At 25.4% G+C, this 26080-nt stretch carries 24 protein-coding genes; 1 reads left to right on the forward strand and 23 read right to left on the reverse strand.

Annotation, left to right across the window (positions count from 1 at the left end):
• The first annotated feature begins 9 nt into the window (after window positions 1-9).
• Window positions 10-906 carry a flagellin N-terminal helical domain-containing protein gene (locus ABIV_RS12585; protein ID WP_114840222.1) on the forward strand — a complete coding sequence of 299 codons (897 nt, stop codon included), beginning with the start codon at window positions 10-12 and terminating at the stop codon, window positions 904-906.
• A 49-nt stretch (window positions 907-955) separates the two neighbouring features.
• On the opposite strand, the gene ABIV_RS12590 is transcribed toward ABIV_RS12585, so the two are convergent.
• Genes ABIV_RS12590 through ABIV_RS12700 form a run of 23 tightly spaced genes read right to left on the reverse strand, consistent with a single transcriptional unit; the run spans window position 956 to window position 26079 of the window.
• Entirely contained in the window at window positions 956-2989 is a 2034-nt protein-coding gene (locus ABIV_RS12590) for a motility associated factor glycosyltransferase family protein (RefSeq protein WP_114840223.1), read from the reverse strand.
• A 15-nt stretch (window positions 2990-3004) separates the two neighbouring features.
• Window positions 3005-4066 (reverse strand): DUF354 domain-containing protein, encoded by a 1062-nt coding sequence (locus ABIV_RS12595; protein ID WP_114840224.1) that lies wholly within the window; start codon window positions 4064-4066, stop codon window positions 3005-3007.
• Window positions 4067-4068: 2 nt separating this feature from the next.
• Entirely contained in the window at window positions 4069-4749 is a 681-nt protein-coding gene (locus ABIV_RS12600) for an O-methyltransferase (protein ID WP_114840225.1), read from the reverse strand.
• Window positions 4750-4757: 8 nt separating this feature from the next.
• Window positions 4758-6506 (reverse strand): asparagine synthase (glutamine-hydrolyzing), encoded by a 1749-nt coding sequence (gene asnB, locus ABIV_RS12605; protein WP_114840226.1) that lies wholly within the window; start codon window positions 6504-6506, stop codon window positions 4758-4760.
• 8 nt (window positions 6507-6514) lie between these two features.
• Entirely contained in the window at window positions 6515-7531 is a 1017-nt protein-coding gene (gene galE / locus ABIV_RS12610) for a UDP-glucose 4-epimerase GalE (RefSeq protein WP_114840227.1), read from the reverse strand.
• 5 nt (window positions 7532-7536) lie between these two features.
• Window positions 7537-8670: a glycosyltransferase gene (locus tag ABIV_RS12615; RefSeq protein ID WP_162918021.1), complete on the reverse strand. Its 1134-nt coding sequence runs from the start codon at window positions 8668-8670 to the stop codon at window positions 7537-7539.
• 1 nt (window position 8671) lies between these two features.
• Window positions 8672-9400 (reverse strand): methyltransferase domain-containing protein, encoded by a 729-nt coding sequence (locus ABIV_RS12620; RefSeq protein WP_114840229.1) that lies wholly within the window; start codon window positions 9398-9400, stop codon window positions 8672-8674.
• Between the two features lie 19 nt (window positions 9401-9419).
• A complete protein-coding gene (locus ABIV_RS12625; protein WP_114840230.1) occupies window positions 9420-11312 on the reverse strand; it encodes a methyltransferase domain-containing protein in 1893 nt (630 codons plus the stop codon).
• The gene (locus ABIV_RS12630) at window positions 11312-12670 is read right to left on the reverse strand and encodes a polysaccharide deacetylase family protein (protein ID WP_114840231.1); all 1359 of its coding nucleotides are present in this window, start codon (window positions 12668-12670) and stop codon (window positions 11312-11314) included. Before ABIV_RS12630 ends, ABIV_RS12625 begins: the two co-directional genes overlap by 1 nt.
• Window positions 12667-13362 (reverse strand): class I SAM-dependent methyltransferase, encoded by a 696-nt coding sequence (locus tag ABIV_RS12635; RefSeq protein ID WP_114840232.1) that lies wholly within the window; start codon window positions 13360-13362, stop codon window positions 12667-12669. Before ABIV_RS12635 ends, ABIV_RS12630 begins: the two co-directional genes overlap by 4 nt.
• On the reverse strand, window positions 13346-14506 hold the full coding sequence (locus ABIV_RS12640; protein ID WP_114840233.1) for a class I SAM-dependent methyltransferase: 1161 nt from the start codon (window positions 14504-14506) through the stop codon (window positions 13346-13348). Before ABIV_RS12640 ends, ABIV_RS12635 begins: the two co-directional genes overlap by 17 nt.
• Window positions 14503-15183 carry a TylF/MycF/NovP-related O-methyltransferase gene (locus ABIV_RS12645; RefSeq protein ID WP_114840234.1) on the reverse strand — a complete coding sequence of 227 codons (681 nt, stop codon included), beginning with the start codon at window positions 15181-15183 and terminating at the stop codon, window positions 14503-14505. The genes ABIV_RS12640 and ABIV_RS12645 overlap by 4 nt, the downstream gene beginning before the upstream one ends.
• Entirely contained in the window at window positions 15176-16237 is a 1062-nt protein-coding gene (locus ABIV_RS12650) for a glycosyltransferase family protein (protein WP_114840235.1), read from the reverse strand. Before ABIV_RS12650 ends, ABIV_RS12645 begins: the two co-directional genes overlap by 8 nt.
• A complete protein-coding gene (locus ABIV_RS12655) occupies window positions 16234-17157 on the reverse strand; it encodes a class I SAM-dependent methyltransferase (protein WP_114840236.1) in 924 nt (307 codons plus the stop codon). The genes ABIV_RS12650 and ABIV_RS12655 overlap by 4 nt, the downstream gene beginning before the upstream one ends.
• Entirely contained in the window at window positions 17147-18943 is a 1797-nt protein-coding gene (locus ABIV_RS12660) for a glycosyltransferase (protein WP_114840237.1), read from the reverse strand. Before ABIV_RS12660 ends, ABIV_RS12655 begins: the two co-directional genes overlap by 11 nt.
• A 1-nt stretch (window position 18944) precedes the next feature.
• Window positions 18945-19640 carry an acylneuraminate cytidylyltransferase family protein gene (locus tag ABIV_RS12665; RefSeq protein ID WP_205526935.1) on the reverse strand — a complete coding sequence of 232 codons (696 nt, stop codon included), beginning with the start codon at window positions 19638-19640 and terminating at the stop codon, window positions 18945-18947.
• A complete protein-coding gene (locus ABIV_RS12670; protein WP_114840238.1) occupies window positions 19633-20685 on the reverse strand; it encodes a nucleotidyltransferase family protein in 1053 nt (350 codons plus the stop codon). Before ABIV_RS12670 ends, ABIV_RS12665 begins: the two co-directional genes overlap by 8 nt.
• Window positions 20682-21341 carry a PIG-L deacetylase family protein gene (locus ABIV_RS12675; RefSeq protein ID WP_114840239.1) on the reverse strand — a complete coding sequence of 220 codons (660 nt, stop codon included), beginning with the start codon at window positions 21339-21341 and terminating at the stop codon, window positions 20682-20684. Before ABIV_RS12675 ends, ABIV_RS12670 begins: the two co-directional genes overlap by 4 nt.
• Complete coding sequence (locus ABIV_RS12680; protein ID WP_114840240.1) at window positions 21338-22219, reverse strand: formyltransferase family protein; 882 nt, start codon at window positions 22217-22219, stop codon at window positions 21338-21340. The genes ABIV_RS12675 and ABIV_RS12680 overlap by 4 nt, the downstream gene beginning before the upstream one ends.
• Window positions 22216-23376, reverse strand: coding sequence for a UDP-N-acetylglucosamine 2-epimerase (gene neuC, locus ABIV_RS12685; protein WP_114840241.1), 1161 nt, complete (start codon window positions 23374-23376; stop codon window positions 22216-22218). The genes ABIV_RS12680 and neuC overlap by 4 nt, the downstream gene beginning before the upstream one ends.
• Window positions 23373-24371: an N-acetylneuraminate synthase gene (gene neuB / locus ABIV_RS12690; protein ID WP_114840242.1), complete on the reverse strand. Its 999-nt coding sequence runs from the start codon at window positions 24369-24371 to the stop codon at window positions 23373-23375. The genes neuC and neuB overlap by 4 nt, the downstream gene beginning before the upstream one ends.
• The gene (locus ABIV_RS12695) at window positions 24368-24946 is read right to left on the reverse strand and encodes a NeuD/PglB/VioB family sugar acetyltransferase (protein ID WP_114840243.1); all 579 of its coding nucleotides are present in this window, start codon (window positions 24944-24946) and stop codon (window positions 24368-24370) included. The genes neuB and ABIV_RS12695 overlap by 4 nt, the downstream gene beginning before the upstream one ends.
• A complete protein-coding gene (locus tag ABIV_RS12700; RefSeq protein WP_114840244.1) occupies window positions 24943-26079 on the reverse strand; it encodes a LegC family aminotransferase in 1137 nt (378 codons plus the stop codon). Before ABIV_RS12700 ends, ABIV_RS12695 begins: the two co-directional genes overlap by 4 nt.
• Between the last annotated feature and the right edge of the window lies 1 nt (window position 26080).

Raw genomic sequence — 26080 nt, forward strand, 5'->3', positions numbered from 1 at the left:
GGATCTATTATGAGAATCAATACAAATATATCTTCGATTAACGCACAAGAATCAGCAGTAAATACTAACAGAAACTTACAAAACTCGTTAGAAAAATTATCTTCTGGTCTTAAAATTAATAAAGCTTCAGATGATGCTTCTGGTTTAGCGATTGCTGATAAATTAAGAACTCAAGCTACTTCAATCAATCAAGGTATTGATAATGGTAACTCTGCAGTTACTTTATTACAAATTGCTGATAAATCGATGGCTGAGCAATCTAATATTCTAGATACTATCAAAGCTAAACTTATCCAAGCTAACACAGATACTACTTCTGCAGCTGGTAGAGTTTCTATTGCTAAAGATATTGATAAATTATTAGGACAGTTAGATAATATTTCAAAATCTACTAACTATAATGGTACTCAACTTATTGGTAACACTACAGGAAGTTCAAGTTCAACTGCTTTATCTTTCCAAGTTGGTGAAAGTTATACTAATGGTGGTACTATTGATTTAGGTGCTATTACTTCTAATAGTACTGGTCTTGGATTAAGTTCTTTAGCTAGTTCTGTTTCTGCAGCTGGTGCTTTAAGTGCTGGTTCTACTTTAGGAAACTTATCGAACTCAAACTTTGGTGGAACTGATATTGAAGGTTTCCAAGATGCAATTAATGATGCGATTTCAAAACTGAATGGATATAGAGGGGACATCGGTTCTACTCAAAACCAAGTTGAATCTGCAGTTAGAAACTTAATGACTCAAGCTACAAACGTTAAAGCTGCTGAGTCTATTATTAGAGACGTTGACTATGCAAAAGAGTCTGCGAACTTTAATAAACAAAACATTATTTCTCAAGCTGGTTCATATGCTATTTCTCAAGCAAATGCAACTCAGCAAAACGTATTAAGATTATTACAATAATAATCTCATACATAAATACAGTAACCGAAAGGTTGCTGTATTTTTTTAATTAACAATTATTTTTAACTCTTTTACTATATTTTAAATAATCATTTATCATTTTATTTACTTGTTTTTCATATACAATTAAAGTTTTTTCTATTTTCTTAATATCTTTTTTAATACTCTTATCATTTAAACAATAATTAATATACATAAATACTGTATCAGTATATATTGATAAAAATCGTTTTGATGCAACTAATCTTGATACTTGTTTATTATAGAATTTGTATAAATCAATAACATACCCTTTGAATTCATCATAGTTTGCTATTTTTCTACTTTTTTGTTCAGCTATAAAAGTTAAAATCTCATGAAGAGCAACTTCTTCATCTTTTAATTTAGCCATATCCTCTTCTGTTAAGCTTTTTCTTGTAACTTCATCTAATTTTTCTTTTAATAAAACAATATCTTTATCAATCTTTTTTAATTTTATTTCATCAGCAGAAAGAGTAATTGCCTTATTAATTTTTGCACCATGCTTTGATAAATTATATAGTTTTTGTTCTTCTTTAAGTAATACTTCTGTTATATTATTTAAAGCTTTAAGTGAAAGTTGAAATACTCTTGTTGTATAAACTTTTTCTAAAAAGTTTCCTGCAACTTCCATTGTATCACTATTTAAAAAGCCACCTTTTTCTACAAAGAATTCATCACTATCTAATTTTAATTTTTTAGAAAGAGCATGTTCAGAAATATGAGTTTCTCCTGTATCTTGATTTAAAGCTAAATCTAATCCTAAAAGATAAATCTCTTTACAATCTAAAGATAGAAGCCAACTTAAAGTCATTTCTCCAACACTATAAGCATTATAAAAAACTGTTTCAGAATAAAAACTACTCATTACATCAAAAGTAAATACATTTTCTTGTTTAAAGTTCTCAAGAATATTATATGAAGTCATAGAAGAGGCAAGAACAATTTTATCTTTTATATACTCTAAAGTATTTTCAAAATCAAATTGTTTTAAAACATCCACTTCACTACTATCAACAGTAGTAATAATATCTGGAATAATATCATGATTAATTAACTTTTTTAAAGAGGCTGCCATTGCAATAATTATAAAATTATCTTTATTTTTATGTAACCAATCAATCTCTTCAGATAAAGAAGGTCCCGCGCCTACAAAAATTATGGGTTTTTTTGTTAACTCAATATCAATATCTTTAATATTTACTCTTTTATATTTACTAATAAGCTTACTATCATTGTTTACTAGATTGTATAAAGAAGAGATATAACTATAAGCAAATGGATTATTTGAAGAAAAAGCAGTTGCAACTTTATCAAATAAATTAGAAACATTATAATCACTTGTAAAAAATTTCACACAATAATTTGAATAAGCTTTATAAAGTAAAAAAGATGTGATTTTACTATCAAAATGACTTTCATCATCCATCACTGAGAAAATAATACCACTTCCTTGCCTCAAAAATTGAGAGTAATCTAATACAAATAGTGATAATCTAAATATCTCTAAATTCTCTTCACAAATAAAATAAAGGTCTGGTTTAAACTTTTTATGTATATCCAGTATATGTCTACCTAATAAAGTTCCCATAATAATAAACTTATTAAATTCCTTATACTTTTTTGTACTATAAGTTTCAACTCTATCATTATAAATATCTACATATTCAGAAGTATTATTAAATATCATTTGTACTGCATCTGTAAGAGAAACAGGATTTTCTAAATCTATGTCTAAATCAAATTTATGTCCAGTAAAAACTTTTTTATTTAAATTTGAAAAACTTCCTTTAGAAGTAAAGTCTAGACTTTTAGCTTTTTTTATTAATTTATTTGGCTTTCTATCATAAATATAACTATTCTCTTTTTCATCAAAAATATCAAACTCACCCTCTTCTTTAATAAATTCTAAAAAATATCTCTCTTTATATTCTCCATTATTTATAGCCTGAGATAAACCATCAATTCTTAAATAAAGCTCTTTATCATAATCACTTAAAAAAGCAAGGTTTGTCAAAAAAGTATTTGTCAATGCAGTTTGTAATTGAATCTCTGTTTCTGTCATTTTTAGCCTTATCAATTAATTTAAAATTTGATCTACTATCTTATCTATTTCTAGATTCATAGTTGAAAAAATATTATTTCTATTTTCTTTTTTCTTTGTTAATAATAATTCTACTGTTTCCAATAAATCTTTTTTTGTATTCACCCAATACATCAAATTATTATCTATTTGAAATTTATCATAATGACAAATAAAACTTCTTGTTGAGATAGTAGGTGTGTTAAAAAAGCATGCTTCGGTATTCAATGTTCCTCCACCACCAATAAATAAATCAGCATAAGCTAAAAGATGTTGAATTACTATTTTTTCTTCAAGTACAGTAGCAAAAGGAAATTCTTCTTTTAAATATGCACTTTCATATCTTGGGATAATAATAATATTTGAATTTGTTGTATTGTAAATCTCTTCTAATGCTTCATATAAAATAGGATACTTTTTATCAACATAAGAAGATTTATACTCTTCTTCTCTAATAATAATCATCTTTTTTGATAAATCAAGATTATATGATTTAAGAACATCTTTAACATATTCAAAATCTGGTTCGAAATTTTTTAACCAAATTACAGGATCAATAAAATTGTAATCAAAGATTTGTTCTTCATCTAAAGAAAATCTTAGAAAAATCTCATCAGGAACAACAAAAGGTTTAAATACTTTACTTGATAAAGGTAAAGTAAGTCTTGCTTGAGGAAGTGCTTTTTTAAAATTTGTATTATGGTCTGATAAAGGAATATCATAAAAATTGATTACTGGAATTCCTAGCCCAAATGCCACTCTATTTGCATCAACAGAACATAGGCAGACAAGCCTATCAATATCATAGATAGTTACAAACTCCATAAGTGCTTTTTGTCTCTCAATTGAAGCATGGAGTTTATCTTTTAAACAAGCTCCACCAAACTCTCCTCTATTTACAAAATCTATATTATAAAGTTTTAATAGCTCTACTACTTCAGAGTAATCCTTCCCCTCCCTAGCAGTTATTAAAACTTTTTTACCTCTTTTTTCAATCTCTTTAACAATAGGGATAAAAAATAAAACAGATTTTGGAGTAACTAAATCAAACCAAATCATAATCAACCTTTATTTATATAACAAATGCCAAGTTTCTGTAAATCTTCAACTCTTTCAATTGAGCTATCTTTTTTTATAATTTCCCAAGCCTCTTTCATACCTTCAGACCATGAAATATCATCAAAAACTACAATTGCATTTTCTGTTAAAAAAGGTTTAATTTGATGAAAGTATTTAATTGTTGCATCTTTATCATGATGCCCATCAATAAAAGCAAAATCAATAAAAGCTATCTCTTCTAATACGTCAGCTAAAATATCTTGAAATTTTCCTATATATTGTTTTATATTTGAACAGTTGGCTTTTTTAATATTATTTGAAGCAAGCTTAGCAACATTACAATCACCTTCAACAGTAAAAATAGTTGAATTTTTATTTGCTTTTGACATATAAATACTAGAAAAACCACAACAAGTTCCAAGCTCTAAAAGTCTTTTTGGTTTATTTTCTTTTACTAAAAAATAAAGTTTTTGTGCCCACTCATTTTTTAATCCAATAGAACATAAATCAAAAGAATTTGTACTCTTTTCAACACCTTCATACATCTGCTTTTCATCTCTATTATCTTCAGGGTCTCCAGCACCATAATCTTTAAGAATTATAGGTAATCTTTGAGCTTTTATCTCTTCTCTTATTTTTTCTATCTCATTAAATATAGTTAAATCTTCTTTTGATAATTGCATTTACTCCCTTAATAGTGCTTGTTAAACCATCTTGCAAAAATATATAAATTCCATAAATATTGTTTAAATTTATTTTCTTTTGATTCATTATATATAAATTTTACAAAGTCTTTATTGAAAATCTCTTCTTTCTCATTAACCTTTAAAATAGTATCTAAAATCTCTTCTTTATACTCTTCATGCAACCACTCAATAAAGGGGAAGGAAAAACCTTTTTTTTGTCTATGAACTATCTCTTTAGGTAAGTATTTTGAAGCAACTATTTTAAGTAAATACTTATTTGTATTACCCTTTTTAATTTTTTCATCTACACCTAGAAGATATTCTACTAATTTATGGTCTAAAAAAGGTGCTCTTAATTCTAAAGAGTTAGCCATTGACATTCTGTCAATTTTTGTCATTAAAACCTCAGCAATCCAAATTTTAAAATCTATATAAGTTAACCATCTGGTTGGATCATAATCAACTTTATATTTTTCTATTAGATTTTTTTCTTGATAAGTAGATAAAAGTCTTTTTTTCTGTTCCTCAGAAAAAGTTTCACCACACATTCTATATATAGGTTCATTAAAATAGGCTCGCTTATTATATTCCCATTCTTTTGTAAATTCAAACTCTTGTGGTTTCTCAAAATTTTTATAATATTCTAACACTTTAAAATAGTTATCATACCCTAAAAAGCTCTCATCACTTCCTTCTCCTGATAAAGCAACCTTTATTCCTTGTTTGTTTATATACTGACTTATTAAATAAGTAGGAATTGCTGCACTATCTGCAAAAGGTTCATCTACAAAGTCTAACATTTTATCTATAGTCTCAATAAAATCTTTTCTTCCTATAATCAGTTCATGGTGATTTGAATTTATATGTTTTGATACTAGTTTAGCAAAAGGTAACTCACTATAGTGGGTATGTTCATCATATCCTATACAAAAAGTATTTATTTTTTTATCACTATATTTTGAATACAAAGCAGAGACTAAAGAAGAGTCTAATCCTCCCGAAAGTAAAGTTGCTACTTCTACATCAGAAACTAATCTTTGTTTAACAGAATTAATAAGTAAGTCTTCTATTTTATCTACAATGTCTTTTTCATTTTGTTCTGATACTTCTATCTTATCAATATCATAATATTTTTCTTTTATAAATGTAGTAGAGTCTAAATATATAAAATAGCCAGCTTCAAGTTTTTCTATTCCTTCATAGAAAGTATTTCCATTAATAGGTGTAGAAAAAGTAAGATATTCGGAAAATGCATTTTGATTAAAAATAGGAGTAGAATCTAAAAGTTTTAAAATAGATTTAATTTCACTTGCATAAATAAATTTTTTTTCTTTGAAGTAGAAATAAAAAGGTTTTTTTCCAAACCTATCTCTAGCACAAAAAAAAGATTTTTTCTTTTTATCAAAAATACAAAAAGAAAACATTCCTTCTAATTTATTTAAAAATGCTCTCTCATATTTTTGATAAAGACGAATTATAACCTCTGTATCTGATTTTGTAATACAATTTAAATTCTCTTCTTTTATAAGTTCTTGATAATTATAAATTTCTCCGTTAAAAGTAATAATTAAATCATCAAAAGACATTGGTTGATTTGCCTCTTCATTTAAATCTATTATTGCAAGTCTTGTATGTCCAAAAGAAAAATTTTCAAAATTAACATAACCTAAATTATCTGGACCACGATGATTTATTAATTCAACTGCTTTTATAAATTTATCTGTATTAAAATTACAACCTACTATTCCACACATAAAACTTCCTATTTAGAAATACTCATAAGTTTCTTTTCCCAATTTAAAGCTGTTTTACAGATTAGCTCTAAATCATTATATTTAGGACTCCATGCAAATTTATTTTTAATTTTATTACTATTTGCTACTAAAACTGTAGGCTCACCCTCTCTTTTTTCAACTACTTCTATATTAAATCTCACATTACTAACTTTTTGCATCATTTCAATAATTTGTTTTACACTAAAACCATACCCATATCCACAATTGAAAATATCACTATCATTTCCTTCTTTTAAATATTCTAAGGCTTGAATATGTGCAGAGGCAAGATCTTCTATATGAATATAATCTCTTATACAAGTACCATCTTCGGTAGGATATGTATCCCCATAAATTTGAACTTTCTCTCTTTTTCCTAAAACAGTTTGTGCCACTAAGGGAATCAAATGTGTTTCTGGTTCATGAATTTCACCCAGACTATTATCTAAACTAGCCCCTGCTACATTAAAATATCTAAGAATAATAAATTTAAAATCTTTATTAGCTTTTGCACTATCTCTTATTATCTCTTCACTTAATAATTTACTCTTTCCATAAACATTAATTGGATTACAAACTTCATTCTCTTCTATTAATTGTTTATGTACATTTCCATAAACAGCAGCAGTTGAACTAAAGATAAATTTATTTACTTTATATTTTAAACTTAGTTTTACTAAATTCAAAGTATTCAAAGTATTATTCTCATAATATTTTATAGGCTCTTTCATCGATTCAATAACTTGTGTATATGCAGCAAAATGGAAAATAGCAAAGAAGGAATACTTTTTAAAGATTTTTTCCACCTCTTCAAAATCATTTAAATTAAGTTTTATAAACTCAAAATTCTCTTTTAAAAATAGTTTTTCTAAAGTATTAACTGTAGAAAAGTTATTGTTAATCAAATCATCTATAACTACTATTTTTAAATCTTTATTCTCTGAAAGTTGCTTTACTACATGACTTCCTATATAACCTATTCCACCTGTTACTAAAATATTCATTTATCCTACTTTTCTATAACAATATTCCACTTATTTAACATATTATCCAAACTATAGTCCATAGCTCTTTCAAAAGATAAAAGCCTCATTTTTTCTTCAAGACTATTATTAGTGATAACTTCCAAAAGCTTACTACCTAAAGTCTGTATATCACCTCTTTTTACTAAAGGGAAATAATAACCATCTTTTGATAATTCATTACTCGAAGGTTCAAAGTCATAACTTACTAATGCAGCACTTACAGCTAATGACTCTAAAATTGTATTTGGTAAACCTTCATAATATGAAGGAAAGGCAACAACTCTTGCATTTTTCATATATTTAAATGGATTTTTTTCAAATGTCAAGATTTTAACTTGATTCATTAAATTAAACTCTAAAATCATCTTTTCCAATTTTTCTTTATCTTTCCCATCCCCAATAAAAAGTAATGGAACATCAGTTTCTTTAGATATTAGCTTAAAAGCTTTTAATAAATCATCTTGTCCTTTTTGAACAAATTCAATCCTTCCTATGCATAAAATAAAATTTTTCTCTTGGCACTCTTCTTCTGCTTGTTTTCGTGCCTCTTTTATATTAACTCCATTTTCAATACAATAGGTTTCTAAATTATAATTATTATAAAAATAATCATGAACACCTTTACTTACAGTTATAATTTTATAATTTCTATAATAAATAGGTATTGATTGATAATAAAAATCTGCATCTAATAGATGAATAAGATTTCTTTTATAAGAGTCTTGTTGTATATGAGAAGTTAAAATTAAATTTGTTTTGTAATTCAAAATTTCTACTGTTTTTGTTGCAATAAGATTATTATAATCTTCATGGGAAATAATAGTGTCAAATTGTTTATCTTTTAAAATAGAAACTAAAGAATTAACTCTAAAGTCAAATAACTCTTTTCCAAAACTTACAATAGTATTTTTATTTTCTTGAATTAGTTTTTTATAATCAAATACTCTTTCATCTAAAAATATTATTTCAATCTCTTCAGGAAGTTTAAAATCTATCTTCTTTTCAAAAAGTATTAATGTGATTTTATAGTTATCTTTAAAGTACTCAATATGGTTTTTTACAACTCTTTGCACTCCACCAAAAGACATATTATGGGTTATTATTGCAAGAGTTTTCATACTAACTTTTTTGACAGCAGGCATAAAGTTCTGCACAGTTTTTATTAGCAATAGATGATATTTTATTTAAAGCTTCTTTATATTCATTAGGTAAAGTACTTAATTGAGTATCAGTTAGAAACTTTAATTGTATACCTTCTAGTTTTGAAACAACTAAGTTAGCAGCTTTTATATCTTGAATAAGAGTATCATAATCATAAACTCGTTTATGTTCTGCTCTTATATCATTCTCATTAAAATCATAAGGTGTATTTAAATAGCCCATTTCAACACCAATAAGTCTATGAAAAGAAAGAGCATTTGGAACAATTATATGTATCTTCCCATCTTTTGTAAGCCATTGTTTAATTAAAGTAAGAATCTCTACAGGATTATCTACATGCTCTAAAGAATCTGTTAAAATAATATCTGTAAATTGTTCTTGAGGGATAAACTCTTCCCATTTTGACTTTATAAATATAGCTTCTTTTAAAAGAGAATCTTCTTTTATCAAAGAAGTAAATTTATCAATCATATCTACTATTGTTAATCTCTTTGACCATCTCACTAAAATAGAACTTGTTGCTGCACCATCACTTCCTAGTTCTAATACATTTTCTCCTGAAAAGTTTTCTAATATTTTTTGATAACCAAATTTTTTAGTTCTTAGATATTCAACATAATAACTTTTTGTTTCATACTTTTTCATATATTTTTGTATTTGTTCTTCTAGTATTTCTAACTTAACCAAGGTTTACTCCACTTAAATATTATAATTCTTTTATCTTTTCTATTAATACAACTCTATTCTTAGTATATTTATATAAAAAAGCATGTATTTTTAAATATATTTTAACAACTATTCCTAACGATTGCGAACTACCTGTCTTCTTAAATATTTTATACTTTATTAACTCAATAAACGTACCTATTCCATCTTTTTGTAAACGATGTTCTCTTCGTTTATAAGTAATGTCAGATACATAAAAACCATATTTTTTAAAAATACTATTTACTTCTTTATAACTACGATAATATAAATAACGTCGATAATATAAGTAAACTTTTGTAAAATTTTTTCTATCCCATCTTTTTAATTTTTTTAAAATTAAAAAACAAATATAAATCACTTTCTTATTTTTTAATAAATGTAAAGGAGGCAATCCTGTATGAGAATCAATAAAAGGATATGTTGCTGCATATTCACTGTATATAAGTCCATTTAACTTCATCACTCTATTTAATTCAGAAGCAACTTGTTCCATATCTTCAATATGTTCAAAAACTTGATTTGAAAATACTGCATTTATTGAATTGTTACTATTATTTAATATAAATTTTTTTGAATTTGCTAATTGAAGTTTTTCTGCATCAATACCTAATTCTTTTAACTTTCTTTCTGTCTCTTTATATTTAAAATCTAAGACTTCAACTCCATATGTAATAAATCCATTTTGATGAAGCTCTATTAAATCATTACCTTCCCCAAAACCTAACTCTAAAATAGAAGAACCTTTAAAAATTCCTCTATTTATAAATCTTTCACAAGCAAAATCTAAAATTATATTTTGAAAACTACACTCATGTTTTTGAATATAATGATGTAAATCTTTTATTTTATGTTTCCAATCTAGATTTGAAGAAGAAAAGTCTCTCATCTTTTGAAAATGCTCTTCTGTAATATTATTTAAATAATTTATTATGCTTTGAATATCAACTTTATTTAAATATAAAGCTAAATCACTATCTAAAAAATCTTCATCTATATAAGAATATATAAAAGGTATTCCTCTACTCATATATTCTCTACTTTTTAAAACTGAAGCACTTTTTAAACCTAGTCTTTCTAAACCTAAAGAAGATACTCCTATATTCATTTTCATAAAGAGATTATCTAATTCTTTACCTTGTAAAAATCCATGTGAGATAATATTAATATCTTCATATCTTGTTGTATCAAAACCTCCAACAATATGAAGTTCTATTTTTACAGTACCTTTATATTCTCTTATTGCTAATACTAGTTTATCTAATCCATGCCAAGAAGCTTCATTACTTGCGATAAAGATTACTTTTAATACTTTATTATCAAATTCTTTTGCAGGAGTAAAAGGAATTATTTCATTATTTATTCCATTTGAAAAAGTAAAAGAAGATTTTTTTCCACTTTTTTTTAGTTCAATATCTACAATTTCTTTAGTTACTCCAATAATTCCTTTTACATATTTTAAATTTCTTTTAGAACAATAACTTTCAAGTCCAAATTTAATCCAGTTTATAAAACCTTTTCTATATTCTTTGTATTCAATATCTTCATTTGTATGGTGTTCGGAAAAAATTTTATTTCCATATTTATAAAAAAAATAAGAACTCCCTAGAGAACAAGCTCCTACATATCTTAAAACAATATATTCATATTTATTAAAATCTACATTTTTAGAAATTAAAAGATGCGTAAAAAGTTGTTGTTGTAACTTAAGAGAAAAAGGAATATTAAATATATCAAATTTTTTGTATATTAAATTGTCTTCTACATTATCAAGATTATTATTTAATATATAAAAATCTATATCATAATCTTTTGAAGCTTTTACCATTTGTATAATTTTCTTTTCTACTCCATTAATAGGATTTGGCATAAATGAGATATATGCTATTTTCATTATTTTTTTACCTCTTCTATTATCTCACTATAAAGCTCTTGAAACTTTTCCCACTTATCTACTTCAAAAGAGCTATTATGCCAAAGAATTACCATTTGTCCATTATATTTTTTTACTTCATCCATAACTTCAAATATCTCTTTTTTTGCCTTCTCTTTATTCATTTCTATAATAACCCCATCCATTACAATTAAAGGATGTTCATATAGATTCAAAGTTTTTTTATTTATAAAATCAAATATTTTATATGAATAACAACATCCTGTTCTAAATCCAACTCTATCAGTAAAACCAAAAGAGCTATCATTTAAAATACCAATTGATTCTAAATCAATAAATGTATGAGGTACATTAAATCTTAGATAATGCTGTCGTGAAAAAGTAATTTTGTTTTGGCTAATATTTTCAAGAATCTCTTTATCATTTTTTAAAATATTAATATCTTCACAGCTTAAAAAGCTAGGATGTAGTCCAATAACATGCCCTTTTTCTTTTATTTTTTCTAAATATCTTTTTAACTTTTTCAAGTCAAAATCTGCATCTTTGTCACAATGTTGCCCAACAAGAAAATAAAAAATTGATTTAACTCCTATTTCTTCTGACTTATTAATAAAATAATCAATTTTATCGTATGGGTCTTTTTTTAATTTTATTCTTACTAAAAAATAAGAACATATTTCTTTATATGCTTGTTTGAAATTCTTATATTTAAATAAACATTTTTTTAATCGAGTTATAAAAAAATTATAATCTTTCCAAAAATATAAATGATCAATATCATGGGTAGGAATAAATTTAAACTTGTGATCTTTTTTTGAAAAAGAAGAATCTAAATTTAATATTAAATTCCATAATATCTCTAAATATTCATGAACTACAGCTTTTTTTTCAAAACCAAACTTTATTGAAAGCATATTTTGACTCGTTACTCGATTAAATTGATCATAAGAAGAGATTAAAAACTCTTCAAATCGACTTAGCATAAAAAAGATACTTCCAAATATATCTAACCCACAATATATATTTTCATTAATTCCTACTTTTATTTTCTTATAACAATTCTTTTCTTCAATTATATTGTTATCAGAAATTATTTCCCAATAGTTTTTCCCGTATATTATAGGTGTTTCTTCAATATAATCAATTTCTTTAGGAATAGATTCAGAGACTAAATAACTTTCATAGTTTTTAAATAAAACATTCTCTAAAATAAAGTACTTATCATTAAAAGAAATTTTATAGTTTCCTCTTTTTTCAAAAAATAAGTTATACTCTATCCCTAAAAAGTCTTTAAAAATAGTTTCACACAAATATCTAATTTCTTCTTTATGAGTATTAGGAGCTACTATTTTTATCATTTTTTCTTTGCTACAATAACACTATGATAAGAGAGTTCAGAACGAACTAAAGATAAAAAATGATTTTTAGTTACAGTTGAAGGAATCTTTGGCAAATTCAACTTAAATCTATTAGCAAACTTTCTATACCAGGGATAAAGAAAATAAGAAGTATTAAACCCATCCATATGCACTATTTCAAATCCATTTTCTTCAAGAAGTTTTTTATAATAGTTGGCACTATAAAAATTAACCCCCTCCAGATGTTTTAATTTTTTACCTTTTAAAACTCTTTCTAAAGTAAAAAAAGAATATTTTGTATGAGCAGTTATCATTAAAATACCATTTTTCTTTAATATTCGATGGAACTCTTTTATTCCTTGGTCTATATCTTTAAGATAATAGATAACAGAAAAAGAGTAAATAAAATCAAAGAAATCATTATTAAAAGTCATTTTATCAATTGATTCTTTTTTATAATAAAAACCATGCTCTAATTTAAGTTCTTCAAATAAATCTACTGCATACGAATTTAAATATCCAGACTTATATAAATTATCAATATATTTACCACTACCACATCCAGCATCTAAAATATTTATCTCTTTTTCACTTGGTAAAAAATAATTTAAAAAAATATATTGAGGGTCTAAAGCAGATACATTAAAGTTAGAAAGTTCTTTTTCATAGATTGTTTTAATGTTCTTGTACATAAAAAGGAACTCCCCAAAATAGATCAATTACTTTTATATTTTCTAACTCTTCTTTAATAACTTTATCTACTATTTTTTCAAATATATTTTTTTTTAAAATAGTAATAAGTAAAAAAGCTTGTTTATCTGATTTTCTATTTTTAAAATCTTCAAAACTTATCCTACCAGGCTCTTCACTAAAATCATCAATTATTCCTGCCAAAGTTATTTTATGGTTACTAAATAGTTTATTAAATAGTTGTCCTGCTTGTCCTGAGCCATATAGATAAATTTCCCCTTCTTTAGATAAATTTTTTATATATGATAGATAATTTAGATATGTATTGTGATATTTAAAAAATGCTGACTTAATTGGTTTAGTTTTTAAAAAAAACTTCTTTTTTCTTTTTTCCTTTTTTATCAAAATATTAAGAGATACTGAATATTTATACTCAGACTTATAGAAGCTACTATTATAAAAAAGAATATCATAACCAAATTTATTGCATAAATATTTCATAGTTTCAAGTGAAAAATGTAATTTATGGTCAATATTTAATGTCTCAGTACCAAAAATATTATTTGAAAATTCATAAAAAGCATCAGGGAAAGATAACAATAAATACTTACTATTTTCCAATAATAAATCTACTTTCTTGAAAAACTTCAAAGGATATAATAAATGCTCAATTACATGAGTTGAAATCACTAAATCAAACTTTTGAGTAATATTAAAATCTAAAAAATCTCCTTCAAAATATTTAATATTAGAATAATCTTTATGTACTTTAAAATCTACTCCTACTAACTCATTAGTATTTAGAATATTTCCTAATTCATGCAAAAGTTTTCCATCTCTACATCCAATATCTAGAATAGAATTTATCTCATTACTATCAATAGTTTTAGCTATACTTATATAGTCATCTAAACGATTATTCAACTCTATCTTAGAATTATTATCTAGGAAAAGCTCTTTTTGTATATATTTAAAAAATAATCTTTGATATTTTTCCTTATTGGTAAAAATATCTCTATTAAAAATAATAGTACACTTATTACAAAAACCATATTTTATATTTTTTATTAATTTGTCATGAGTGTAAATAGTTGGTAATTTTTTATATTTATCTATTTTTTTGCTATTACATATTGGACATTTCATATTTTTACTGCTAATCTACCTAATAAATCAATTCTATTTAAAAAAATAGACAATTTTTCTTCTTCAATATATTCATCAACTGCTTTTTTAGAACCTTGCCAATACCCATAATCATCAACAAGTAATATACCCTTTTGAGTTAGTTTTGGATATAAATATGTCAATTCATGTTTTGTAGACTCATACCAATCAGTATCTAGTCTTAATAAAGAAATAGCATCAGGTAATACATTAGGTATTGTGTCTTCTACTTTTCCTTTAATATAATGAATTTTATTTTTATCATAACCAATTTTAGACATATTTTCTTTTACTTCTTCTAATGAACTATAACACCAACTACTGCTATTCTTTTCTTTCATTTTTTCAAATTGTTCTATTGCATTAAGTCCATCTATTCCTACGTCTGTACAAGTAGGCTCACTCATCCCTTCAAAAGTATCAAAAAGATATAAGTCTCTAGTTTCATCACCTAATTCTTTAAGAACTTTAGCCGCCAGCATCATATTTCCAGCTTTCCAGACACCACACTCTACAATGGCACCTTTTATATTATTTTTAATAATATATTCTATTGAATGTATCATTGTATATAATTTATATTGACTTGTCATTGTATAAGGTTTTACAAAATTACATAATTCTTTTTCTCTTTCAGTAAACTCTGCACTATACATTTACTATATCCTTTACAATATTAAGTATTTTATTTTGATAAATACTAATTGAATATTTTTTATAATAATATTTAATTGAATCTTCTGAAATCTTTTTTCTTATATTCTGATAATTTAAAATTTCTTCTAGATTTTCTAAATATATTCCACAGCCTTTTTCTATTTTTTCTTTTGTAGGAATTCTTCTATTACCTATAATAGGAATTCCTAATGCCATATAATCCATATCTTTATTTATTTCTTGCATTGCATTACTTAAATTTATTGACTTTGTAAGAGAAAACCCTAGCAAATAATATTTATCTAATAATTTTTTTATTTCTAGATTTAATTCAGTAGAATTCATTCTCATTTTATGAATAATATTTTTATTTGAAAAAACTCTTTCTCTTAATTCTCTATCACTAATTGTTCCATATATATAAAAGTTATATAATGGATATTTTTCAACTAAATCTAAAATTTCTTTAGAACCTTTCATTGGAGTAAACCAGCCTAAATATAAAAAAGCAATATCCTTATTTGAATCATTTCTCTGTTTCATTTTTTCCAAAGGAGATGCATAATATATTACTTCTGTTTTATTTTTAAAATACTCATTCAAAGCATCAGAATTTACAATTATTTTATCAGTAAAATTAAAAACTATCATTCTTTCAAGAAAAGAAAAAATATTTAATAAAATAGGCAATCTTTTAAAAAAAGTAACTCTCTGTGCTAAATGATAATAATTTAAATGAACATTATTGTCTAATGTTTCATAAATAACTTTTTTACCACAAAGTTTTGCAAAGAACACTATCCATAAATATAACATGTCTTGGACATAAATAATATCATATTTAAAAATCTTAGGAATTTTAGAAAAACTAAAAAGGTCATAAAACCCTAAAGTAAAAAAATTATTAATTTTTGTTTTCAATCTAATGTTTTTTATATCTCTTGAGATGATATCTACATCATATTCTTCTACTTCTGATAGAGTATTATATAATAACTCTAATCGTGGATGAATAGGATTTATAGAATATGGAGAAAAAATACCTATTTTCATTCAAATAAAAAGAGAGGAAGTGTTTTTACTTCTATCTTTAGACTCTCTCTCCCTGCAATTTCACCTTTTTGTAAAGGACCTTTTATGATAATATCGACATCTTGATTTTTGATAAATGTTTTATAATTTAAAATCTTTATTCCCTCAATAAGCTCATCATTTTTAAAATCATCTATAAAATATTTAACATTTATATAAGACTCTTTTAAAAAATTATAAACCCTATTTCCTTCTTTCTCTGATCCAAAAATTGCTATATTTTTTATGTTTTTTCCTAAAAAATATTCTAAAATAGAGTTTATTGCAATAATAGATTTATCTCTATATCTATATATATCTCCTTGATTTGGTAATATAAATTTCTTATTAGTTTTTCTATAAATCACACCTGCTAATACATTTTTATCTTTTTTTATAATATATTCAAACTTCAATAATTCATAATTATTTGCAGCAGCTAATTCAAAAAAGAATCTTTCATGGTAATTAAAGAATGAATGATTTTTCCATTTATCAATTGGTAAAATATTAATTAATAAACCACCTTCTTTACATAAATTATGTAAATTTTCAAATACTATATTTTGTGAAAAAATATGTTCACTTGTTCCGCAATTAGTTACTAAATCAAACTGTTTATAAAAGGAATATTTCTCTTGTATATTATAATTTAAATCAAAATCATGAGCATTGTGTTCTTTATCAATATCAATACATTCATACTCAGAAAAGCCTAATTTTTCATAAATTTTTTTAGCAGAATTTCTTCTTTTCTCACTTAATTCTATATTCAAATTTGTTAATTCATTTATTTCCAAACAATCAATATCTTGAGATCCAAGTTCAATCACACTATCACAGTGAATTAAAATATCTTTGCTACCATTAAAGAACTTTATTACTTCACAACTATATCCCATTAGTTCCCTTTTTTATTATATTGAGAAAATTGCTTTCATCTTCTTTTTCTTTTGAATAAAAACTTAATATTGCACTTTCTCTTAGCTTTATGTCTTTAATTAATAAAGATACATATTCAACATACTTTTCTAAAGTATTAGGATAAAAATATTTTCTAGCTTCATTAACAATTGAATCTAATTGTTCCTTTGTAGAATGAGGTACATAACAAACAAAAGGCTTCTGTTTTGCAATATATTCTTGAAAAGATTCTCCTCCTCTAAAAGGGAAAGAGTCTAAATATAAATCAATAACACTACCATAAAGATGCGGATCAACATACCCTACAAAATAAAATCTATCTTTTATTCCTAGTTCTTCTATCTTTTCTTGAATACCTTTTTGATCTCCACTTCCACAAGCAATAAAAATTGTATTAGGATTATTGTGCATAATTTTAGCTATTGTTTCAAGATAATCATAATTATCAATCTTTACTAATCTTCCTATTGAGCCCAAGATAAAGGTATTTAAAGGAAAACATTCTCTAATCTCTTTTATCTTTATATTATCAAATGAGGAATTATTTTTTTTATCTAAAGGAATAGTAATTTGTTCAAAATCTAACTCTTTTTCAAAAATACAATGAGTTATCTTTTTATCTATTTCCTCTATATTATAAGCATGATTTCCATGACTCCAATAAATTTGTAAAGGAGCTGTTCTAGTAGTAAATAAAAAGTTATATTCTGGTCTAGCATTCATTCCTATTAAAACATCAATATCTTCTGCTATTATGTATTCACGAAGTTTTAAACTTTTTTGAACAGTTGAATAAAATACAGAATCATTTTGAGCAAACTCTTTATTGCAATCTATTACTTTACAACCTAAAAGTTTCAACTCATTTTGCTTTTCAGGAAAAGAGCCTCCCAATTCTTTAAAATTTAAATCAAAAACAATAATCTCTACTTCTGTATTTACTAAACTCTTTAACAATCTATATAAAACTTGATAAATTGAATATTCTATCAATCTCTCTTGAATAAAGGCAATTTTTAATTTTTTATTATTACTTTTTTTTCTATTTGGTTTTATTTCATATTTTTGTATTAAATGATTTTTAATATAAGATTCAAGTTTTTTTTCTACTAAATTATTAAAATATGAACACTCTTCAAAGCTTGTAGAAACACCATTATAAGAAAATGATAGCGGAGAGTATAAATAAAAAACAAGTTCATCGTCTTTTTTCTCTATTGCTGTTTCAAATATTTTAAATAAATAGTCAAACATTTTATGAAATGACTCTTTATTCTTTTCATAAATCAACATTGTTATGTAATGAAATTTGAAAATAACTTGTTGTTTTTCAGTAACTGTTTTATTCCAAAAACTCTTATCATTAAGAAACTCTAAATTAAAACATTCTAAATACTCTTCAAGCTTTTCTTGAGGGAATATTAATAAGATAAAATCTTTATTATCTAAAATATTTTGAAAATTATCAAAGTTATAATAGCTTTCAAAAAATTTACTTTTAATCTCTTTAGTCTCTTTTTGAGCTTCTATAGTCTGAAGAAGATATAAAACAATAGCAAACCTAATATCTTTTAAATTATCACTTAATAATGAAATAGCTTTTTTTAGAAGTATTATATTTTCTGATGAAAGAGAATGGCCATTTTCTATATATTTACAAATATAATAAAGTCCAACAATTACTTCATCTTCAAAATTTTTATTTTCTATATTATTAATAGCTAAAGTAATTACTTCTTCTGCAATATTATTTAAATCTTCCACCTTAACTCCTTATAGATTTTTTTATAAATTCACTTGCTATAATAAAATCTATTTCTTCATCTATATCTATTGAATCTTTTCGATCCATTATATAAGCATATATATTCTCTTCTAGAAAAAATCCCTTATTCTCCAAGAATTTATCTGTACGGCAAATATATATTGCTCCATTTAATCTATAATATTTCTCTAAATCTTGACTTCTTTTATTTTTTATTTCATCTTTTAAAAAGAGTTTCATATTATTATCACTAGGTAAAGTATTACTCCATAAAGGACTATGTTCCATTTCACACACACTTATTATTGCATCAGCTTTTTTTTCTTCTAAAAGTTTTATTGCTTCATCAATATGTGATGATTTTCGAAGAGGACTTGTTGCTTGCAATAAAACAATATATTCATATTCTTCAGATATATTTTCAACAACATGTTTTAATGTATCAAATGTAGTAGTTGTATCTTCTGCTAGATTTGCAGGTCTTTTTATTATCTCTGCCCCATAATCTTTTGATATTGAAAGTATTTCATCGTCATCACTAGAAACAATTAATTTATCAATATATTTACTATTTAATCCTGCTTCTATACTATATGCAATTAATGGTTTATCAAGAATTTTCAATATATTTTTTCTTGGAAGTCTTTTGCTTCCTCCTCTTGCAGGAATAATACTAAGAAATGATTTTTTATTCATCAAATACTCTAAAATACTCACTTTGAGCTTGTTCAAAATCACTCATTCTTCCAATATCTAACCAATATTCATGTAAAGGGAATGAAATTGTTTTAAGTTCTTTTTCTATTAATTTTTCAAATAGTGTTGGCATATCAAAAAATTCATTATTTGGGATATATTCAAAAACTTGAGGAGATAAAGCATATATTCCTGCATTTACAAAAAACTTTTCTATGGGTTTTTCTTTAATTGAGATTATTTTACTTTCATCAGTTTCAATAACACCATAAGGAACTTGGTAATTATACTCTCGTACACACATTGTTGCTATTGCATTTTCAAAAGAATGAAAATCTAAAAGGTGTGTAAAGTTAATATTTGTAAGTAAATCTGCATTCATTACAAAAAAAGGTTCAATAGGTTTCTCTTTTAATAGACTTAAAGCACCTGCTGTTCCTAATCTTTTTGTCTCTTCTATATAATCAATATTTACTCCAAAATTAGAACCATCTCCAAAATATTCTTTTATCATATCTGCTTTATAATTTACACTTATTGTAATATTTACAAAACCATATTTTGCAAAGTTTTCAATAATTGTTTCAAGTATTGGTTTATTTCCCACTTTTAAAAGAGGTTTAGGAATTCCTTCTGTTAAAGGTCTAAGTCTTGTTCCTAGTCCACCTGCCATTAAGATTACTCTATTTCTTCTTTTTGTTACTCTAATAAGACTTGCTAAATCTTCAATATCTACTAATCTACCCTTATCATCAACAATAGGAATCTGATAAAGCTTTTTTGATAAAGCTTTTTGAATAATAGACTCTTTTGAATCATTTATATTTGCCAAAGTAGGTTTTTTAAAGTATAAATCTTTTATAGAAGAAGTTAAATCTAGTCCTCTTAAAAAACCTCTTCTTATATCTCCATCAGTTATTGTTCCAAGTACTTTTTCATTATCATCAACTACAATAGCAATTCTAATAGCTCCTGTATCAATAATCTCTAAAGCCTCTTTTATTGAAGCATTAACACTTAGCTTTAAATTCTCTATTTTTTTCATAATATTTCCTTCAACAATACAAAGCTTTCAGCATATTCACACCCAGAAGTTGCACCTCTTAAAGTAGCCAAAGCTCTAAGATTTCTTTCACTTCGTGGAAAAGGATGTTCTTCTATTTCACTCTTAAAGATTTTCATAATCTCAATTTTAGTTTCAAAATAATCACTTATATCTACAAAAACATTAGGAGTAAAACTATCTTCCTTTACACTTGGAGCAAATTCTGTTTCACTTAATGTTTCCATCATATATATTTTTTTTACAAATGGATATCTAAATGATTTTGTACAAGAAAAAGCTGCTTCAAATATTTTTCTATGATCACTATGAACATCTCCTTTAAAAGGTAAATAAATTATATTTGGTTTAACTTCATTTATTACTTTTGAAATTTTGCTTATTAATTCACTCATACTATATTCATCTACTTGCATAGTTTTAAGTTCTAAATTATGTACCTTATCGAAATTATACATTTCTGATACTTTGATAAGCTCTATTTCTCTTTTTTTATAATAGCTATTCTCTTTATCAAGAGTAGTACAAATTAACCAATGAGTTTCATCTTTATTTGCTTTATGTTTTAGTAAGGTTCCTCCACATCCTAAAGTTTCATCATCAGGATGAACTGCTACGACTAGAACTCTATTTTTCATAAATATTCTCCTACTTTAGGAACTTCTTTAAATTCATGTTCCAAAATTTCAATAGCTGCATCATAAGTTTTTACAATAAGCTTTTCTTCATTAGATTCTATTACTTTTCCACTCTCTATATTAGTATCATTATTTTCAATTATTTTAACTTTCCAAATAGAAATATCGTTTTCCTTATACTCTATGTGTGCTCCAACATAAGGTTTAGTTAAAGCTCGTACTAAATTATAAATAGCTTTACTACTCATACGAAAATCAATTTTACCATCTGCTTTATTTCTCTTTCTCCAAATATTTGAAAGAGCTTGGTCTTGCTTTATTCTAGTATACGTATTATCTTTCAATTGAGGAACAAACTCCTCTATTTGGATAAGTGAAAGTTGTATAATTTTATCATAAAGAGTTTTTGCATCATCACTATCTAATATTTCAAACTCTTTTTGAGAAATAATATCTCCACTATCTGCTTTTTCATCCATAAAGAAAAATGTAGAAGCACTTCTTTTTAAACCTAAAGCTAAAGCCCAAATAATTGGATGTCTTCCTCTATTTTGAGGTAATTTTGCAGGATGATATCCAACTACTCCCATAGGAGCTAAAGATAACAATTCATTTTTGATTAAACTTGACCAACCAAAACAAAATATAATATCTGGATTTAAATCTTTAATCCAGTTAATACTCTCTTTTGAATTAATATCCTCTACAAAATTAAAAGGTATTTTATTCTCTTTACAAATAGGTGTTAAATCTGCAAAATCACTATTAAAACTTGATTTTTCCTTAGTACATACTCCTACAAGCTCAACATCAATATCTACAAGCTTCTGAAGTGCTTTCTTTGAAAATTCAACTGTTCCAATAAAAACAATTTTCATAAAGTAAATCCTATATCATAAAAAGATTTCTTTAAAAGATTATCATATTTTATACTCTTTAAAATCTTTACTATCTTTTGACTTGAACATCCATCTCCATAAGGGTTTTGTACTTTTTCTAATAATTTTTTAAACTCTTTTGAATATAGTTGTTTAAATGCTTTATTTATCTCTTCTTTTGTCTCTTTACAATTAATTACACTTTCAGAAGAGATTCTTCCTTTTTGCCTATCTCCAATATTTATTGTTCCTATTTTAAAACTAGGAGCTTCAAGAAGACCACTTGAACTATTTCCAACTACTGCATCAATATATTGTAAAGCACTTAAATATCTTAATTGACCTAAAGAAGTAAAACATACTGCTTTTTCAGAGTTCTTTGAAACATATTCATCAATCATTTGATTAATAACTCTTCCATCTGTATCACTATTTGCTTTTGTAAATATAATATTTGTTTCTTCTAGTTCATCAATTGCAAACAGAAGTTCTTGAAACTGTTTTTTAGCAGTTGCTTTTTCTAAAGTAACTGGATGAAAAGTTACAAGTATATTTTTCTTATTTAAGTTAAAATCAATAGATTTTTCAAACTCTTCTCTTGATAAAAGTTTTAGTCTTTTAATATTTTCTATTCCTAGTCCACCTACAGTAAAGACTCTACTTGGGTCTTCTCCTAATTGAACTACTCTTTTTCTATATTCCTCTATTGATGTAAAATGAAGCTGGCTCATTTTTGTAATACTATGCCGAATTGATTCATCTATTAAGCCTTCAGTTGTTTCTCCCCCATGAATATGAGCAATAGGAATATTTGATATCATTGCACTACTTACTGCACTAAAAATCTCATATCTATCTCCTAAAACAACTACTAAATTAGGCTTTAATTCTCCATAAGCTTCAGCAAAAGATATTTGAGCTAAGCCCATTGATTTACAAATACCTATATGCGTATCAGAAGATAAGAGCATTTCAATTTTTCTATCTATTTTAAACTCTTGCTCTATTTCTTTAAAAGTTAATCCAAATTCTGAACTTAAATGCATTCCTGTAACAATAACTTGAAGCTCTAAATCTTTATCTGCTTCTATCTCTTTCATAAGCCAATAAAGTAAGCCATACTCAGCTCTTGTTCCTGTTACAATACATATTTTCATATTAACTCATCTTCTTTATAGTCTTTTTGTGCAAATGTACCTATAATTTCATCCCACTGCATAGGACTAATTCCATTTCCTGGTCTTTTAATAGCAAGTTTATCTTCAGTAAAAACTTCCCCTACTTTTATTTCAGTTTTTGCAACTATACTTTTTCTTACTATCTCTTTATTTTTAGCTTCACTCTTTGATGGTTTTTTTAAAGTACTTCCTAAAGCTTTTTCTATATTTCTAATTGCCCTTACCATGGCTTTTAACTCATCTGGTTCTAAAGAAGCTTTATGGTCTGGCCCTTCCATTGTTTTATCTAATGTAAAATGTTTCTCAATACAATAAGCTCCCATAGCTACTGCTGCAGTAGGTACTTCAATTCCTAAAGTATGATCACTATAACCAAACTTAATATCAAAAGTATTTCCAATAGTTACCATAGCCTTTAAATTAACATCTTCCATAGGAGTTGGATATTCTGTATTTGCATGTAAAACTATTATATTCTCTTTTTTAGTGCCATAAGAGATTAAAATATCTAAAGCATCCTCAATTTCCCCAATATCAGCCATTCCAGTTGAAAGAATAACCTTCTTATTTAGCTTACCTATTTGTCTTAAGTATGGAAGATTTGTTATCTCTCCACTTGGAATTTTAAATATTTCAAGTCCTAAATCATCTAAAAGCTCTATACTATCATGATCAAAAGGAGTAGATAAAAACATAATATTTTTTTCTTGAGCATAAGAGATAAGTTCTTTATGAGTATCAACATCAAGTTCTAATTTTTTGATCATTTCAAATTGAGACTCTTCTTTATTGGTAGTCTGTTTTTGATACTCTGCTTTTTGTGCATTCTTTGAAACTAAATTTTCTGTTTTAAAAGTTTGAAACTTAACAGCATCAGCCCCTGCTTCACTTGCAACATCAATAAGCTTTTTTGCAAGTTCTTTTTTACCATTATGATTTACACCAGCTTCAGCAATTATAAATACTTTATTCATTTTACTAAACTCCCTGCTTTTATAAAACCTTCTACTATAATACCTTGTTTAGAAACAGCATTACTTCCAAAAAAAGTATTCTCTTTTACATAAACTTGCCCATTTAGTATACTTGCAGTTGAGATATGGCAATTATCTTCTATTATTACATCATGTTCAATAAGTGCTTTTGTATTAATAATACAATTTTTACCAATTTTTGTATTAGAATTAATAATTGCATGATGCATAATCACACTACCTTCATCAATTGTTGAATACTTTGAAACATAAGCTAAAGAAGAGATTATAACAGGTAGCTTAAATCCTATTTCTTTTAGTCTATGAAATATCTTAATTCTTATACTATTTGACTCTATATGTCCTATTGTAATAACTGCATTGTGACACTCTTTAAAAAGTTCTTCTAAATCATCATCACAAGCTATAACCTCATAATTTAAAACTTTTTTACCAATATTCTCTTTTATATCTACAATTCCAATTATTTCATACTTATTTTCTTGTTCAATTACATCAATAACACTATGGCAATGACCACCGCCACCAATTAAAATTATCTTTTCTTTTTTCATAGTCTCACCGAACTTGGAATATTTACAACTCTCTCTTCCAAATATTTTGCATTTTTCAATTCATCTTTTTGACACTTCTCAAACATTTCAAGCTCACTACAAAGCCTCCAAATAGGTCTTGTCATAACTTTATTACTATTAGAAAATTCTAAAAACTCATCTCTTTGTTTTTTATTCTCTAACTTTATTGCTTGAAGCCAATAATTTGAACTACAATCATTTGGTTCTTCTACAAAATCAATATTTATACTTGAAAAATACTCTTTATATATTGTTGCTAAATCTTTTTTAGAAGATAAAAATTTATCAAGGTTTTCCATTTGAGCAACTAATAATGCAGCATTTAAATTAGGAAGTCTATAGTTATATCCTACTTCATCATGTACATATTCATAAGAGTGAGGTATTTTTGCTGTTGTTGTAATATGTTTGGCTCTTTTTGCTAAAGCTTCATCATCTGTAACTATTACTCCACCACCACCTGATGTAATTATTTTATTTCCATTAAAAGAAAAAGCTGAAATCTTTCCAAATGTTCCTGTATGTTTCCCTTTATAATAAGAACCTAAACTCTCTGCAGCATCTTCAACTAAAGATATTTTCCACTTTTCACAGATATTTTTGATTTCATCTATTTTACAAGGATGTCCAAAAGTGTGCATTGGAACACAAGCCTTGATAACTTTTTTGGTAGTTTTATTTATACATTTATCATCAATTATTTCACAGTTTTTTTCCAAAAACTCTTTTAAAGAAGTAGGAGACATACCCATAGTATCTATATCTACATCAATAAAAATAGGCTTTGCTTTACAATAACTAATAGCATTACAAGTAGCTATAAAAGTAAGAGGTTGAGTAATTACTTCATCATCATCTTTTACACCTGCTAATATTAAAGAAATATGTAAAGCTGCTGTTCCATTTACTGTTGCTATTGCATATTTACTCCCTACATAAGAAGCAAAATCTTTTTCAAATTTATCTACAAACTTTCCAACACTAGATACAAAGGTAGAATCAATACACTCATTTAAATATTTCTTTTCATTACCAATAAATTTTGGTTCATGTAAAGGTATAAAGTCATCTGTGTTAAATATATTTTTTATAAAATCTACTATATCTTTCATT

The sequence above is a fragment of the Halarcobacter bivalviorum genome (assembly GCF_003346815.1).
Lineage (GTDB): Bacteria > Campylobacterota > Campylobacteria > Campylobacterales > Arcobacteraceae > Halarcobacter > Halarcobacter bivalviorum.